The sequence below is a fragment of the Blautia massiliensis (ex Liu et al. 2021) genome (assembly GCF_052064225.1).
Taxonomy (GTDB): Bacteria; Bacillota; Clostridia; order Lachnospirales; family Lachnospiraceae; genus Blautia_A; species Blautia_A fusiformis.
Genome location: NZ_JBQHWA010000015.1, coordinates 69,618 through 84,116 on the forward strand (window position 1 = coordinate 69,618; position 14,499 = coordinate 84,116).

Here is a 14,499-nt window from a genome sequence, read left to right on the forward strand (position 1 = left end):
ATTCTGCGGCCATCTTTCCCGTTACTCGTTTTATATAAAAAGACCCCGGGATCTTACATCTGAATCCCCGGGATCTTTGCTGTATATTTTATTTAGTTTCCTCTTCCTGTACGGAAATTAACTGTTTTCTGGATCTGATTGTCCATTCCATAGTTGTAGCTTCCATAAACACCGGTATGCCAGCCCTTAGCCTGTCCTTCTGGGTCATAATGAAGTCCGTTTATGATCACCCAGCTATGTCTTGTAAAACCATCTCCAGCTCCATCTCTGGTTCCCGGAACACGACCGCATACCACATAGGGATCATATCCGATCTCTCTTGCCAGTGCGGCAAATGCACAGGCATAGCCATAACAGTTTCCCTTTCCTGTAGCAAGCGTTCTCCACGCAGTCATTCTCCACCAGTCATTCTGATTTAAATCCGGATAATAGGCAGATGAATAATAGGTATTATTTATCACATAACTCCAGCACGCCTGCAGCTTCTGGCTTTTGGACATTCCACTTCTTGTAATATTTTGGACCACACCTATACAATGCAGCTTCAGGCTGCGCATATCATTTTTTACAGCCTGCCCCTTTCCGTTGAACCGGATTCCCTCCAGAGTACGGTTTTTGTAAAAACGTCCCCAGGAATCCGCATAGTAAAGATTTCTATCCGGAAGGCACAGCCAGCCCTTTGAAGGATTTCCATACTTATTTACGTAATAGGAATATTTTCCTACATTTACGATACGTGACGTCTTTCCGTTCAAAAGGCGTCCTGCAGTATCAAACACATAGATCCTGGAACCGATCTTGTTATGGTAAGTTAACGCATAATATTTAGGCCCGAAATAATACCGTTTTCCCTTTACGGTCTTCCATTGGTTTCTGATCTTTCTGCCCTTGGTGTAGTAGTAATATTTTCCTTTTTCTCTGCAGAGACCGGTTTTCTTCTTTACTGTTGCCGTAGTAGTTGCTGCCTGCGTCTCACAGGTTACGGAAACCGTGCAGATCTGCACCGCAAAAAGCATGACCATCGCCATAAAGAACAATTTTAATCTTTTCATACGTATCTTTCCTTATCGTTCATTCTGATCAATACTCTTCGTATCTCACACTTCCGTCAGAATAGGTGATCTCATAGTAGCCATGGCCACTTCCGTCACAGTCATCATAGGCCTGACGGCTAACCTCGGTAGGTTCTGATGCTGCTGCCTCTGCTGCTGCCTGTGCCTCTGCCGCTGCCTGTGCTTCTGCCGCTGCCTGTGCCTCTGCCGCTGCCTGTGCGTCCGCTGCTGCCTGCGCTTCTGCCGCTGCCTGTGCGTCCGCCGCTGCCTGTGCGTCCGCCGCTGCCTGCGCTTCTGCTGCCGCCTGTGCGTCTGATGCCGCTTTTGCCTCTGCCGCTTTTTTCTCTTCAGCTGCTTTCTGCTCTGCTACCAGCTTGTCGATCTCATCTTTATTGGAAGTGAAGTATGTATGTGCCGCATATCCCTTAACACCATCTCCTTCAACCTTCAGCCATCCAGGGCATACACCGGTTACCTTGAACTCGGTTCCAAGAGATGTTACTTTCAGGGATTTTGATTTTGTATCCGCTTTTTCACGGATATTTACATTGGATTTTGCATAGGTAGTGGCAGCTTCTTCCAGTTCAATCTCCTTCGCATCTTCCAGCGCTTCCTGAGATTTTCCTTTTTCATCCGTGTAGGAAATATAAAGGATCTCATACTCATTATAAAAAACAGGTTCTTTCCAGTCATCCGGTGTCACATTCCGGAAGGTATGCTCTGTACCATCTTTCATGGTGATCACTAGATCCTGACCTGCCGCATCCTTGGAGTCTTTCTTTTTGCTGTCATCCTCTTTTGCATCCTGAAGCTCTGCGGATTTCACCTCAAGTCCGCTCTGATTTTTTACTGTAAGCTCTCCGATCTGAAAATCCTCTGCGGTCTCTTTTTCTTCTGTGGAATCTTTATCGCCAGTTTTCTCTGCGGTTTCCTCCTTTGTCGTTGTCTCGCCTGCAAAAGCAGCTGTCGGTGCCCCCAGACACATCGCTGTGATCAATACTGCTCCCAAAAGCACCTGTACTGTTTTTTTTCTCATTTCTTATGTCCTCCTTTATAGCGTCAGCCCGCCTATTATACGGGCTGAATCTTCGTTACCTGTAAGAATTTCAATCTGATTTCCGTCTGCTGCAAGAAGTGAACGGTCCAGATATAAGCAAAAACCGCTGCTGTCCGTTTTTCCATCTTCTGTGGAAACATCCATCGGAAATGCTTCATAAATCTTATCATGGTTCAATCTTATATAAATCCTGCTGTCTGTATCCAGATATTTTTCTTCAATACAGCCTGTGATCTTTTCCAGATTTCCCTGGATCTCGCACTGAACTGCTCCGGCACCGGCAGGAACCGTATCTTCTTCCGTAACGTTCACCTGACACTCCGGTCCTTCCATGATCGGCGGTGACTGTGCCATTTCCGGGAGAAAACGCTCTGCCCGTTCCACGATCACAGTGTCTGCATTCTTATCATCCACTTCACTCATCTGGTAAGGTACTCCTCTGGAAAAATACGCACTGGAATAAGCCTCTGCCATAAACGGAAGCAGCGCATTACCAAAAGAATCACGGAACATGACCAGACTTCCTTCCTTCACAGGATTTACCGTTGTGATCTTCGGATCAAAATTACTTCCCACGTCACCCACATAGGCAAATGTTGTCTGTCTGTCATAATAAACTTCCTCTTCCGGTGTCGTTGCAAGAGGATACAGCATCTCATCCAGATCTCCTGTGAAATCTGTTTTTATAGTATAGGGTTCCTCCTTATAGGAAACATGCTCCTTTTTCAGAGAAGACAGCAATGTTTCCGCCGCAACTGCAGCACCCTTGTTGTTCCAGTGTGAATCTCTTTTGTGATAAAGAACCTCTTTCTCTTCTGAAAGAGTCTCATACAGATCTCCGTAAGAAACCTGCTCCTGCCTGAGATATTTCTGAAGATTAACAAGATTTTTGTCCGATGATACCTTCAGGCTGTCATAGTACGGCATGTTCTCTCCATAGAGTGAGTTTTTATTAGGTGCCACAGTAAAAAGAAACTGCACGCCTTTTTCATTCAGTGTTTCCTGCATCATGGACAGTGTATGTGCAATATTAAAAAGGCTTCTCTCGGAAAGAAGCTCCTCTCCAAGATAATCCTCCAGTGAATCCTTATAATAAAGCCAGTTATCGGTTCCCTGAATCACACCATCTGCAGTAGATACTCCGAAAATCTTCCCGTTCAGAAGGGCATTTGCCGTTACCAGCTCATTTCGAAACGCAAAATGCTCCTGAAAATATTCGCCCGCTTCCGGCAGCCAACGGCTATTGATCTCGTTTTCTTTTTTCAGTTCAGGAAACTCAGCCAGTCTTCGGTTTTCAGATGATGCTTCCTGCTTTGTCACCGCCATCCCCAGAGATGGCACAAGACAAGCTGCAAAAAATGCAGTAATATAAAGTACCTGCAATTTTTTCATGTTTTCTGCCTCCTCTTAAAATCGAAAATAGATGAACGGATTATAGGTTCCGCCGGCAAGGCTCAATACACAAAGCGCAAAACCAGCCAGACTTAATACATAGGTAAAGCCTTCATACCATTTATACTTTTTCAGCATGCTGTTTACCGGAACTGCTGCGACCAGTGCCGCTGCCAGCGTTACAAGATATACCGGTGTCAGCTGCTGCAGTGTAAGGCTCATTGCGGAAGCCTTCCATCCAAAATCCGTAAACATTTCTCTGATCCAGAAGCATCCCTGCTTCATAGTGTCCGCACGGAAAAACACAAAGCCAACACAAACTACCAGAAGTGCATAGACATGCTGAAAAAAGCTCTTGAGTTTTCCGCCTTTTTTCCCGATAAATGGGATATACTCTTCCAGCATCAGGAAAAAGCCATGATAAATTCCCCAGAACAGAAAATTAAAGGAGGCACCATGCCAGATACCTGTACACACAAAAACGATCATTTTATTGACCACTGTACGGAATTTCCCTCTGCGGTTTCCCCCTAACGGAATATACAGATATTCCTTAAACCATCCTGAAAGAGACATATGCCATCTTCTCCAGAATTCACGGATACTGGCAGAAATATAAGGATAATCAAAATTCTCATGGAAATGAAATCCAAACATCATTCCGAGTCCCAGCGCCATATCGCTGTAGCCGCTGAAATCAAAATAGATCTGCAGCATATAGGAAACTGCGCCCAGCCAAGCACCCGGACCGGTGATCCCGGTTGCTGCCGCACCAAAGAGATTATCCGCCACAAGTCCCATTGTATTGGCGATAAGAACCTTTTTGCTCAAACCTGCAATGAAACGCCGGATCCCTTTTCCGATTTCCTCCGGCGTCTGCTTACGATTATTGATCTCCGCCTCCACATCATGATACTTGACGATAGGTCCCGCGATCAGCTGTGGGAAAAATGAGATATACAGAAGCACCTTTCCGAAATTCTTCTGAACCGAAGCATCTCCCCGATAAACATCGATCACGTAGGAAAGTGCCTGAAAAGTAAAAAACGATATTCCGATCGGCATCCGGACCTGCGGAACAGGAATTCCGGCACCGGTAACAGAATTAAATGTCTCCACCAGAAATCCGGAATATTTAAAGATCACAAGAAGACCGAGATTTATCACCACAGCCAATGTCATTGTAAGCTTACGGATCTTCGGACATTCCCCTGTCAGGCGCGCTAAAATATAGTTGCCCGCCGATGAAGCAACCAGTAATATTACATAAATCGGTTCTCCGTATGCATAAAAGACCAGACTTGCCACTACAAGCAAAAAATTTTTGGCCCGCATCCCAGGTAAAAGGAGATGCAGACAAAAAGCAGCCGGAAGAAATACACACAGAAATACCATTGAACTGAAAACCATAATTATATTTATTTATCGGTCTGGCGAATCTTATTTGCTGATCACGTCCAGTACGATTTCCTTCCCTTTTTTGTCTTTGTATGTATTGACCCAGAATCTTGTGTATTCCAACAGATATTCCTGTCCGTCACCATAACAGCCATCTGTCTTTCTGGTACGAAGAGGTCTGCCAAGGGCTTTCCGCAGTGCTGCAGAACTCTTTTCTCTTACAAATGCTTTCCTTAATCTTGAAGATGTTCTGGCATCGTATACACCGGTTTTTGTATTAAAAGCATAAAATCCGGCTCTGGACTGTCCATATGCGGAATAATAAACGCCTTTTACCATCTGTGCATACCGGTTAAATCCATAGTATTTCCCGCCGATCTTTTTTACAAGGAGATAGTTCTCCCCGAAGAATGTTCCACCTTTATAAGCCTTTCCGGTGTTGGAAAAATAGTATCTGTATGTCATTTTTTTGCCGGTAGTCTTATTAGCGACAGTTACGGTTTTCCATGTATTCTTTACTTTTTTTCCCTTCACATAATAGTAGTATTGTCCGCCCTCTTTTTTGAGACCGTTTTTTACCTTGGCTGCCTTGGCTGTAGATGCTGCCTGTACAGTCTGAACCGCAATAAGCGGTTCAGCTGCCGGCATCTGGAGCATCATCAGACAAAGTACTGCTGCCAGGATCTTCTTTGTCCACTTTTTCATGATCTGCTCCTGTTCTTTAGAGAACGATATCTTCTCTTCCTTCAGTTTTATAGTATTTTTTCATAGATGAAGATTTCTGCATATAATATTTAACATCTTTTCTGGATTTGTTTCCTGCTGCATTTGCATCAAATGTATACCAGGTATTTCCAATCTTGATCTCTGTCCATCCATGTGGCTGCCATTTATTTTTATTAAATACATTACTTTTTCCCCAGCATACACGGACCGGAAGTCCTGTTGCACGTTTAGCCTGTACTGCAAAGGCTGATGCAACACCGTAGCAGTTTCCTTTTTCCATTCCCATGGTCAGATATGCAAACATCTGGCTTTTACCTTTTGTAAACTGCAAAGGTTTTCCGTCAAAGCCCTTCATTCTCATATATCCGTATTTTTTGGAATAGTTAAACAATTTCTGAAGAGCCGTTTTTTTCTGCGCAGTTGTAGTCAGACTTGCAGAAATCTTCTGGCTGCGAAGCACTGAATCTGTCATCTTGATCAGTTCTGCATTTGCTTTTTGGGATTTCCCAGTGTATTTTCCGTTGGAAGCAAACTGCATGGTTTTGTAGGTATTTCCGGATTTTACTGTATACCATCCGGTCTTTCTTGCACCATTCGAGCCTAAATAATATATCGCACCATTGATCTTTTTTAATTTATTGGTAACTTTTTTACCTTTGATGTAGTAATAATACTGACCGCCCTCTTTTTTCCAGCCATTTTTAACAGCTGCTTTTGCGGTTGTTGTGGTTGCTGTTGTTGCCGCCTGCGCACACACTGTGCCAAATGTCAGGCAAAACAGCATTATGATCATGAGAACAAGCTGTGCGAATCTTCTCTTTTTCATGGTTTCTTTTCCTCCTGTTTTAAAAATCTTCATACCCGGTGATAATTATAGCATTGCTCTGATTTTCTTGCAATATAATGTATAAAATACATTATCTCCTCCAATACTTAACATATCTGAAAAATAAAGGAGGTTTTTCTATGCTTCTCTTTTTTCTTGTATTCTTCGGACTCCAGATCTTTGTTCTTTTCTGCTGTGCCGCTGCAGGAAATGACGCCGCTTCCCAGGAACTATCTGACCAGGAACAGCTTCAGTTTATCGCAGAATGGAAAAAACAACATCAAAAAAAGGACGTCTGCTGAAGAACGTCCTTTTTGCTTTGCAATTCTATTCTCCGTTCATATGATGATACACACCAGTCCGCCTTTGCTGTCATTTACGATCTTCTTCATAGTATCCTGAAGCTTCACCTGACTTTCTTCGCTGATCATGGCCAGCTTGTTCCGGATTCCGTCTTCCACCAGCTGCTGGACGGATTTTCCGAAAATATTGGTCTCCCAGATACTTTCCCCTCGCTCCGGGCTTTCTCTGATATACTTTATCAGATCCTCCGCCTGCTGTTCTGTACCAACGATCGGAGCGATCTCCGTTTCGATCCCCGCCCGGATCATATGAATGGACGGACTTTTTGACCGGATCTTTACTCCGAATTTATTTCCCTGACGGATCACCTCAGGTTCCTCAATAGTGATCTCGGAAAGCTCAGGCACCACAACCCCATACCCTGTTCCTTTTACCGCTTCCAGGGCAGCCTGGACTTTTACAAATTGTTCCTTCATACCGGCAAGCTCTTTTATGGTCTGGATCAGTTCATATTCGCTTTCCATGGATATCCCGCTCATTTCACTGAGCATCTGATAATAATAAATGTCTTTTACTGCAATCCGGATACGGACTTTTCCATCGGAAAGACTGACCTGCTCAAGCAATGTATCTTCCACATATGGACTTTCCAGATATACTGATTCTCTGCTTACATCACGCACATGAGTAAGTCTGGTCATCTTTTCCCGAATCTCATTTAACAGAGCCGCCTTTACCTCATGTTCCGGAGAAAGCATCTCCACCCATCTGGGAACAAAAAGCTCTATCTCACTGACCGGGAATTCATAAAGAATCTTCTCCAGGATCCTGGTCACATCCTCTTTTCGAAGCTGTTCACAGTTGACTGCCAGAACGGATACTCCAAATTTCTCTTCCAGATGTTTTACAGTTTTTCCGGTTTCCTCACTGTAGGGAGTCTGAGAGTTTACCAGGATCAGAAAGGGTTTTCCCTGGACTTTCAGCTCTTTTATCGTCTGCTCTTCTGCCGGAATAAAATTTTCTCTTGGAATTTCCCCGAAGCTTCCGTCTGTTGTGACTACAATTCCGATGGTGGAATGCTGGCTGATCACTTTTTCCGTCCCGATCCGGGCCGCATCATGAAACGGGATCGCTTTTTCCTGCCATGGTGTTTTGACCATCCGTTCCCTGCCTTCTTCCACATTTCCGGATGCATCCTTTACCAGAAAGCCCACACAGTCAATAAGCTTTACCCGGATCTTCTGGTTTTCCCCTATGGATACCTCCACCGCTTCTTTTGGAATGAATTTTGGTTCTACGGTTGTGATCATTTTCCCGGCACCACTGAGCGGCAGTTCATCCTGAAGCTCTGCTCTTTTTCCCTCACTAAGCGCAGGCAGTGCCACCAGTTCCATGAATCTCCGGATAAATGTGGATTTCCCTGTACGGACCGGGCCCACAACCCCTATGTAGATATCCCCGCCCGTCCGTGCCTGGATATCACGGTAAACCTGAAAGTTTTCCATATAAAAAAGCCTCCCTGCATATACTGGCCTGTAAGCTCCGGAAACCATCTGCAAAAGATAATTCCCGCATACCACAGTATATGCCCGGAAGGCTTCTTATATGCTGCTGTTCATCAGGAACAGCAGCCCTTTGTATTTCTCACATCAGTCTTTAATATAAAACTCATTATGAAGCAGATGATGCTCCTTGCCCTTGAGAAGTCCCTCATAAAGCTCCAGAACCAGTGGGTTCTCATCGGATTTCTTGATGATCATGGTATTGTCTGCATTGTACAAACCTCTTGCTCTGGCTGCCTTGGTTCTGTCACCGGATCTGGTCGGCTGACCTCCACCCATGATACATCCACGGCGGCATGCCATAACCTCGATCAGATGATAGTTTGCCTCGCCGTTCTTTACACGTTCCATAACGGTTCTTGCATTTGCAAGGCCACTGGCTACGCATACATTGATATCCATTCCCTTGTACGGTACGGTAAATTCCTTGATTCCCTCTTCACCACGAACACCGCACTCTGCAATCTCATGCATGGCTTCCTTGCTGTGATCCGGGCTCAGTCTTCGAAGAACTGCCTCGGTAACACCACCGGTAACACCGAAGATAACGCCACCGCCGGAACCAAATCCAAACGGCATATCGCATGCTTCCGGATCCAGTGTTGCAAAATCAAGACCAACGTTATCGATCATGCGGAGAAGCTCTGTGGTTGTGATAACGATATCGGTATCCTGCTCGCCATCGGTAAAGCTGTTGGGGCGGATTGCCTCTGCCTTCTTGGCTGTACATGGCATAATGGAAACCATAACGGTCTTCTTGCCTGCTGCATGCTCCGGATCACGGAAGTATTCCTTGATAACCGCAGACATCATTCCCTGTGGGGAACGGCAGGTAGAAATGTTCGGAACATATTCTTTATATTGATCAGTGATAAACTTCACCCATGCAGGACAGCAGGAAGTCAGAAGCGGAAGATTCTCACCCTTCTCCACTCTGTTTAGGAACTCCTTGGTCTCTTCCATGATGGTAAGGTCGGCACTGAATGTGGTATCGTATACTTCGTCAAAGCCCATTCTGTGAAGCGCGTTAACGATTTTACCCATAACACTTCTGCCTTTGGCAAGTCCGTAATGATCACCAACTGCAACACGAACTGCCGGTGCAACCTGTGCAACAACACGAGTATTCTTATCAGCCAGTGCATCCCATACTTCATCCATATGTGTACGGATGGAGATCGCACCTGTCGGACAGTAAACACGGCACTGACCACAGTTTACACACTGTGTCTCAGCAATCTTTTTATTGAATGCAGGCATAACCATGGCTTCTGTTCCACGGAATGCAAATCCAAGAGCTCCGATTCCCTGAAGCTCCTCGCAGGCACGTACACAGTCGCCGCAGAGGATACATTTGTTCGGATCACGGATGATGGACGGTGAACTGTCATCGATCTCGTGCTGTTCTCTTGTATTTTCAAAACGGATATCCCGCACGCCAAGGCGATGTGCCAGCTCCTGCAGGATACATTCGCCGCTCTTTACACAGGTTGTACAGTCACGGCAATGTGCTGCAAGAAGCAGCTCCACGATCAGTTTACGATATTTCTTAATACGGCCGGAGTTGGTATAGATAACCATTCCGTCTCTCGGCTGCTCGGAACAGGAGGCAAATGTTTTGCCTCTGTCATCCTCAACTGTACAGAGACGACAGGCACCAAAGGTGGAAATCTCTGAATGATAGCACAGTGTGGGGATATTGATACCGGCATTCCTGATGACTGTCAGGACATTTTTTTCGTCGGTGAATTCTACTTTTCTTCCGTCAATTGTCATTGTACCCATAAGATATCCTCCCTTCTATGCTTCCACATAAATCGCATCAAAGTTACAGTTATCCTTACAGGAACCGCATTTGATACATACGTCGTTATTGATTACATGTGGATGCTTGATCTTTCCTGAAATCGCACCAGCCGGACAGTTCTTCGCACACTTGCCGCAGCCGATACAGAACTCAGGATTGATATGGAATTGACGGAGCGCCGTGCAGACCTTCGCACGACATTTCTTATCTACGATATGCTCTACATATTCGTCACGGAAACGCTTCAGAGTACTGATGACCGGAAGCGGTGCACTCTTACCGAGTCCGCACAGGGCCATGCTCTGAACCATGTTTGCAAGCTCTTCCAGCTCATCCAGATCGGAAAGCTCACCCTTACCTGCAACGATTCTCTCCAGGATCTCAAGCATACGTTTGGTACCCTCACGGCAGGGAACACATTTACCACAACTCTCACGTTGTGTAAAGCTCATGAAGAAACGCGCAACCTCTACCATACAGGTATTCTCATCCATAACAACCAGTCCGCCGGAGCCCATGATGGCATCCAGCTTCTTAACAGAATCAAAATCAAGCGGATGATCGATCTGATCGTCGATCAGACATCCACCGGAAGGACCGCCGATCTGTACACCTTTAAATGCAGCACCGCTCTTAAGACCGCCGCCGATGTCATAAATGATATGACGGAGGCTTGTTCCCATCGGCACCTCGATAAGGCCGGTGTTCTCAATGGAACCGGTAAGTGAGAAGGTCTTTGTTCCGGGGCTTCCCTCTGTACCGATGGTGTGAAACCAGTCAGCACCCTGAAGGATGATCTTCGGTACGTTGGCATAAGTCTCTACGTTATTGAGGACGGTAGGCTTACCCCACAGACCCTGCTCGACAGTTCTCGGAGGTTTTACTCGAGGCATACCTCTGTTGCCTTCGATAGAAGCAGTCAGGGCAGAACCTTCACCACATACGAACGCTCCGGCACCGCGATTGATATGTAAGTGGAAATTAATACCGGAACCAAGGATATTATTACCAAGAAGGCCATAGGACTCTGCCTGCTCAATAGCCATTCGAAGTCTCTGTACAGAAAGAGGATACTCGGCACGCACATAAATATAACCATCTTCTGCACCTACTGCATAGGCAGCGATCACCATACCCTCGATCATCTTGTAAGGATCACCTTCCATTACGGAACCATCCATAAATGCTCCCGGGTCACCCTCATCACCGTTACATACTACATAACGGACTTTTTCCGGCTGGCGTGCAACCTGTGACCATTTCTTGCCTGCAGGGAAGCCTGCACCGCCACGGCCGCGGAGACCGGACTTCGAGATCTCGTCGATAACACCCTGTGGGGTCATCTCAAAGAAAGCCTTCGCCATAGCGGAAAATCCGCCTACGGAAATATATTCATCAATGGACTCTGCATCGATCTTGCCACAGTTCTCAAGAACGATCCTTGTCTGCTGGTTCAGGAACGGAATGTCACTGGGATGTGGACAGGCCTCATCATTATGACGATAAAACAGACGCTCAACAGGCAGTCCGCAGATCACGGTCTTCTCTACGATCTCGCGGCAGTCGTCTACCTGAACATGTACATACTGATAATCATAGGGCTCAATTCTCATAAGAGGACCAAGTTCACATAAGCCCTGGCATCCGGTCTTAACGATTCCTACATGAGGAACATCCTTCTGCATCTCAACCGCAACACCCTCGATTCCCTCACAGAGTCTTGACATTTCTTCATAAATCTTCTGAGCACCGGAAGCAATACATCCGGTACCGGAACAGACGAGAACACGGCAGGTATAGCCATCAAGATTCTTCTTAACCTCAGCCTGTTTGTTTTTCAGATCTTCCATACTGGTTATACTCATACGCTCTCACCTCTCAATTCATTTAAAAGCTCAACAGCCTTCTCAGGAGTCATCTTCGGGTGAACTTCATCATTTACAGTCAGTGTCGGTGCAAGTCCGCAGGCACCAAGACAGGAAACTGTCTCAACGGTAAACATCATATCATCTGTAGTATGCTTCTTATGACTCAGTCCAAGTTCCTTCAGCATTGCTTCCTTTACAGGCATGGACTTACGTACATGACAGGCAGTACCGTCACATACCTTGATGATGTACTTGCCCTTCGGCTCAAAGGAAAAGTTTTCATAGAAAGTAGCTACACTGTACGCCTTCGCTTCTTTTACACCAATCTGTTCCGCAACATAAGTAAGAAGCTCTCCCGGAAGATAACGGTACTCAGCCTGAATATCCTGCATGATCGGAATCAGTGATGCAGCTTTCCGGCCGTAGTGCTCGATGATCTCGTCCGTTTTTCTGTAATACGTCTGGTCTAACATTCGGTTCCCTCCTTGTTTCTCATAGATTTTCCACTTGATCAACCTGTTCCACTACAGGTTAATGCTTTAACACTCTGTCAGTGCCGCGCATTTATGCAAATCATTATTTTGCACTATTTCATGCTTTTAATTATAACTTATATCGTCATTTTTCACAAGCAGTTTTTTTTGCTTTTTTCAGAATATATCGAAATGTTTACAACGGCTTACTGATTTTATATCTATTTTCCATAAAATATGTTCAATTTTTAACAGCTTTGATAATAAAGATACAAATCTGCTCTTTGTTTCTGCCCCAAAACATTAAATCCGGTTATTGATTTTATTTCTCAATTACTTTAAGATGGATAAAAAGTGCGTGGAAAACATTTAATTAATTTATTTTGTAAAGGAGAACATCTATGCGAAATCTTGACACACCAGTAAAACAGATCCGGCGAAAGATTTTTACCGAAATTGCTAAGATCGGATTTGAATCCACGGACGAATCAATGATCCATGATATCGAATCCATTCCCTACAATATTGTAGAGGAACGCGCGAAATACCGCGAAAGCATCTATCGTGAAAGAGCTGTTGCAAGCGAACGTGTCCGTCTGGCCATGGGACTTTCCCTCCGCCCGGAAAATCGTTCCGTCCACCTTACCGATGGCGTGAAGGCCAGCAACATTGACGAGAAATATTATGAACCACCTCTTATGCAGGTGATCCCTTCCGCATGTTCCGCATGCGAATCCAACAAATACGAAGTCAGCAACATGTGCCGCGGCTGTGTCGCACATCCCTGTTTACTCACCTGCCCCAAAGGCGCCATTTCCATGGTAAACGGAAAATCCTTCATCGACCAGGACAAATGTATCCATTGCGGAAGATGCAAAGCTGTCTGTCCTTACGATGCCATCGCCCATAAAGAACGCCCCTGCGAACGTGCCTGCGGTGTAAAAGCCATCGAGAGCGATGAACAGGGACGCGCCTCCATCAACCAGGATAAATGCGTATCCTGCGGCATGTGCATGGTCAGCTGTCCATTCGGAGCTATCTCCGACAAATCCCAGATCTTCCAGCTGTCCCACGCCCTTCGAGAAGGAACTGAGATCATTGCAGAAATCGCCCCCGCCTACATCAATCAGTTCGGCGAAGACGTCACCCCGGGCCAATTCCGCTCCGCTCTCAAACAGCTGGGCTTCTCAAACATTTATGAGGTAGCACTGGGCGCAGACATCGGCTGCATCTCTGAAGCACACCACTACGCCAAAGAAGTAGCAACCGGCCACCTCCCGTTCCTCCTCACCTCCTGCTGCCCATCCTGGTCAGTCATGGCAAAAAAATACTTCCCGGCTATGATCGACAACATCTCGCAGGAGCTGACCCCGATGGTGGCAACTGCCCGCATTGTAAAAAAAGAACACCCCAGCGCAAAAGTAGTCTTCATCGGACCATGCGCCTCCAAAAAACTGGAAGCCATGCGACATTCCGTAAGAAGTGATGTAGACTTCGTGATCACCTTCGAGGAACTCTGGGGCCTGTTCGACGCCAAAAGCATCACCCCATCCACCTGCGAAGAGCTCCCGGAAGAAACCCAGGCCGCAACCGCAGCAGGAAGAGGCTACGCCATCGCCGGCGGCGTAGCCGGAGCCATCGAAAACTGTCTGAAGGAATACTATCCCGATGTACCAGTCCACATCGAACACGCAGAAAGCCTTGCCGAATGCAAAAAAGTCCTCACTCTGGCAAAAGCCGGCAAGATCAAAAACTGCATGATCGAAGGAATGGCCTGCCCCGGAGGCTGCATCGGAGGCGCCGGAACCAACGCCGGCTTCGCAAAAACCTCCAAGGCCCTCAAAAAATACGTAGACAGCTCAGAACCAAAACTCCCCTCACAGGAACTGGAAAACCTGGAGTTGAACTAAATACCTCAAAATATTCGTAAGTGCTTCAAAAGAAGGCGTAGTGCATAACAGAAGTTTTTTTGTTATACTCACTACAGATTCATTTGAAGCACTTTTTATTTCGTATTTTAAGCCTGCAGGTATCC

At 45.9% G+C, this 14,499-nt stretch carries 12 protein-coding genes; 2 read left to right on the top strand and 10 right to left on the bottom strand.

The genetic code is table 11. The annotated features are described in order from the left end of the window. Positions 1 to 92: 92 nt before the first annotated feature. From ACTNDQ_RS08010 to ACTNDQ_RS08035, 6 genes are all read right to left on the bottom strand, one after another. A complete protein-coding gene (locus ACTNDQ_RS08010) occupies positions 93 to 1,052 on the bottom strand; it encodes a transglutaminase-like domain-containing protein (RefSeq protein ID WP_288787544.1) in 960 nt (319 codons plus the stop codon). 28 nt (positions 1,053 to 1,080) lie between these two features. After that, positions 1,081 to 2,088 (bottom strand): SH3 domain-containing protein, encoded by a 1,008-nt coding sequence (locus ACTNDQ_RS08015; protein WP_441064353.1) that lies wholly within the window; start codon positions 2,086 to 2,088, stop codon positions 1,081 to 1,083. A gap of 15 nt (positions 2,089 to 2,103) precedes the next feature. Next, on the bottom strand, positions 2,104 to 3,501 hold the full coding sequence (locus ACTNDQ_RS08020) for an alginate O-acetyltransferase AlgX-related protein (RefSeq protein WP_441064354.1): 1,398 nt from the start codon (positions 3,499 to 3,501) through the stop codon (positions 2,104 to 2,106). A gap of 15 nt (positions 3,502 to 3,516) precedes the next feature. Next, on the bottom strand, positions 3,517 to 4,809 hold the full coding sequence (locus tag ACTNDQ_RS08025) for an MBOAT family O-acyltransferase (RefSeq protein WP_330605985.1): 1,293 nt from the start codon (positions 4,807 to 4,809) through the stop codon (positions 3,517 to 3,519). Positions 4,810 to 4,941: 132 nt separating this feature from the next. Then, complete coding sequence (locus ACTNDQ_RS08030) at positions 4,942 to 5,604, bottom strand: hypothetical protein (RefSeq protein WP_129975026.1); 663 nt, start codon at positions 5,602 to 5,604, stop codon at positions 4,942 to 4,944. A gap of 16 nt (positions 5,605 to 5,620) precedes the next feature. Continuing rightward, entirely contained in the window at positions 5,621 to 6,451 is an 831-nt protein-coding gene (locus ACTNDQ_RS08035) for a transglutaminase domain-containing protein (protein WP_441064355.1), read from the bottom strand. A 140-nt stretch (positions 6,452 to 6,591) separates the two neighbouring features. Here ACTNDQ_RS08035 and ACTNDQ_RS08040 point away from each other — a divergent pair, with 140 nt between their 5' ends. Next, positions 6,592 to 6,753 carry a hypothetical protein gene (locus tag ACTNDQ_RS08040; RefSeq protein WP_015525281.1) on the top strand — a complete coding sequence of 54 codons (162 nt, stop codon included), beginning with the start codon at positions 6,592 to 6,594 and terminating at the stop codon, positions 6,751 to 6,753. A 36-nt stretch (positions 6,754 to 6,789) separates the two neighbouring features. Here ACTNDQ_RS08040 and spoIVA read toward each other — a convergent pair whose 3' ends face one another. The 4 genes from spoIVA to ACTNDQ_RS08060 form a co-directional block, all read right to left on the bottom strand. Next, entirely contained in the window at positions 6,790 to 8,259 is a 1,470-nt protein-coding gene (gene spoIVA / locus ACTNDQ_RS08045; RefSeq protein WP_441064356.1) for a stage IV sporulation protein A, read from the bottom strand. A gap of 144 nt (positions 8,260 to 8,403) precedes the next feature. Then, complete coding sequence (locus tag ACTNDQ_RS08050) at positions 8,404 to 10,101, bottom strand: [FeFe] hydrogenase, group A (protein ID WP_278796921.1); 1,698 nt, start codon at positions 10,099 to 10,101, stop codon at positions 8,404 to 8,406. A gap of 15 nt (positions 10,102 to 10,116) precedes the next feature. Continuing rightward, positions 10,117 to 11,988 (bottom strand): NADH-quinone oxidoreductase subunit NuoF, encoded by a 1,872-nt coding sequence (locus ACTNDQ_RS08055; protein ID WP_173745754.1) that lies wholly within the window; start codon positions 11,986 to 11,988, stop codon positions 10,117 to 10,119. After that, positions 11,985 to 12,464, bottom strand: a complete 480-nt coding sequence (locus ACTNDQ_RS08060) for a complex I 24 kDa subunit family protein (RefSeq protein WP_015525285.1) — start codon at positions 12,462 to 12,464, stop codon at positions 11,985 to 11,987. Before ACTNDQ_RS08060 ends, ACTNDQ_RS08055 begins: the two co-directional genes overlap by 4 nt. Before the next feature lie 401 nt (positions 12,465 to 12,865). On the opposite strand from ACTNDQ_RS08060, the gene ACTNDQ_RS08065 reads away from it, so the two are divergent. Next, a complete protein-coding gene (locus tag ACTNDQ_RS08065; protein WP_173740315.1) occupies positions 12,866 to 14,374 on the top strand; it encodes a 4Fe-4S dicluster domain-containing protein in 1,509 nt (502 codons plus the stop codon). Positions 14,375 to 14,499: the final 125 nt, after the last annotated feature.